Below are 2,106 nucleotides of genomic sequence, written 5' to 3'. Positions count from 1 at the left end.
AGATTGACAAACTGTCATATAAAAAAATACATTTTTCCCTTTATCATATATATTTTACAATCATTGGTTTACATGGATTGCTCGTCTCTCAGTATAATCATTCCAAAAAAGTAAGTCAATTTAGCTTAGAAGGTAAAAGAACTTTTACGGATAGCTTATCTTACGCGTATTTTTTTGTTGCTGCAATTTGAGCCGTAAATAGCGAAATGAATTACAAGTTATAAAAAAACTCCAAGTTCTTTTTCACAGTAATGAATGCGAAAAAGAACTTGAAGCTTAAGCTTTTTTACTAGCTAACTTTTTATTTACAAATCCTAAAATTAATCCACGTATTTGCGGATCGATTGCGAGACCAATAATACCGTATAATATGCCCGTGAGCGTTAAAGCAACTAGTGGTGTTAGGCTGATTAATACCGTACGATAAATACCGTAACTAATTACAAATGCTATGGTATTAAATATAATCCCTTTAAATAATAGTTGGAATCCTTTATGAACAAATAAAGTAAACCCTAATAATAAAGTAACTTCTGTAAGGACGGCAGCAACAGCAGCACCCATCATTCCGAATTTGCTACCTAATACGATATAGCTGATTACGGCAACAACTAAACCAATTGTCATTGTTGTCGTACGTTTCCACTGTTGGCCAATCGTTGTTAAATTGTCAGCAAGTGGATAGTTGATGGATTGCAAAATAACCATAAAGGCTAAAATAGCAAGAGCATTACCTGCTGGTGCATATTTTTCTCCTAATAAAGTAACAATCCAAAAGCTTGGATCAGCGATAAATGGAATAGAAATTCCCATTCCTAAGAAAGACATAAGCTTTAATTCAAAATGTGATAATTTTCTATGCTCATCAATATTTTTTTCATTTCCAAAAGCGAATAGTTTTGGGTAAAAGGCAGCTGCAATTACACCAGGTATTTGATAAAGTACTGCTGGGATTTTCGATGCAGCTCCAAAGAATCCAACTTGCTTTAATGTTGAAACCTTCTCTAATATAATTGGACCTAATTGCGGTAAGAGCATAATGATGATTCCATTGATTGTGAAAACAAGTAATTGATCTAAAATCCCTCTATCCCAACCTTTATGAATGGTTGTATAGCGGATTACCATTATAAATGCGATAAGTCCTGTTACAAGGCTGGATATCCCATACATGGCTGCAACCATCATAAGTGACCATTTAAAGGACATTCCTAGTAAAAGAGCGGCAGCAGCTGTTAAACCTTGTAATACAGAGATGATAGCAGAGAATTGCATACGTTCTGTTACTTGGAAGTAAGCCATTCCGACGCCTTGTAAAGTTGCTCCGAACATTGTTGGTAACACGACCCAATATACCATTGCACGTAAATAAGCATCGGTATAGAAAAACTGTGCAAAAATAGCAAAGAGTACAGAAATCACGACAGCTAATACTAAACGGACGCGTAAATAGCTACTTATTAATTCGCTAATACTAGCACCTTGTTTCGTTCCTTCGCGCATAAAGGTATGTGTTAAACCTGCATCTGTAAAATAACAGATAACAGCTGAAACAGCTAATGCGGTTGTAAACATACCATAATCTGTTGGCGAAACATATCTCGCAAAGAGAATCGTAGCAATAGCGAGTACAAATTTAACGATAATATTTCCTACAAAGAGATAGGAAGCGTTTTTAAGGATTTTATTTGTTTTCATCGAAAATACCTTTCTATTCTTCAGGACATAGCTCGTCCTATTTGTAAGAGCGATTTATTTACAAAAAAGAATGTTTAGAATCATATTTTTTGTTTAAGAAAACATAAATTTAATTCGAACGAACCAAAGCATTGCATATAATTTTTTGCTTCGTTTTCCGTTTTTAGAATAAATCTTACGGCAATATTTCTTTAAATCTTTTTTAATTAAGTTAATCTGTGATTTGTCTAATTTTGAATTCTCTTTAATATAGATACAGGCATTATTAATGACTGTATATGGAAATAGATAGGTCTCAAGAATTTGGATAAGCTCTTCAGAATCTGTTGTTATCAAATTTTGAGATTTCTGATGAACCCAGTCTTTCATCCGATTGAATACTTCTAATTCCTTTGTTGTTTTTAATTC

At 33.4% G+C, this 2,106-nt stretch carries 2 protein-coding genes and 1 pseudogene; 1 reads left to right on the top strand and 2 read right to left on the bottom strand.

All coding sequences use genetic code 11. The features are described from left to right. Window positions 1-191 (top strand): hypothetical protein (locus tag V7183_RS00525; RefSeq protein WP_335358378.1); only part of this gene is annotated, 191 nt, incomplete at its 5' end. An 85-nt stretch (window positions 192-276) separates the two neighbouring features. On the opposite strand, the gene V7183_RS00520 is transcribed toward V7183_RS00525, so the two are convergent. Both V7183_RS00520 and V7183_RS00515 read right to left on the bottom strand, forming a co-directional pair. Next, window positions 277-1,698, bottom strand: a complete 1,422-nt coding sequence (locus V7183_RS00520) for an oligosaccharide flippase family protein (RefSeq protein WP_335358377.1) — start codon at window positions 1,696-1,698, stop codon at window positions 277-279. 93 nt (window positions 1,699-1,791) lie between these two features. Next, window positions 1,792-2,106, bottom strand: a pseudogene (locus V7183_RS00515) (glycosyltransferase family 2 protein); the annotation flags it as partial.

The sequence above is a fragment of the Bacillus sp. JJ1127 genome, assembly GCF_036965845.1.
Lineage (GTDB): Bacteria > Bacillota > Bacilli > Bacillales > Bacillaceae_G > Bacillus_A.
This window is presented reverse-complemented; position numbering and strand designations above follow the sequence as displayed.

What these genes read in the sequence shown, in the direction of transcription:
- V7183_RS00520 (WP_335358377.1), bottom strand. Translation starts at nt 1,698, where the DNA reads ATGAAAACAAATAAAATCCTTAAAAACGCTTCCTATCTCTTTGTAGGA.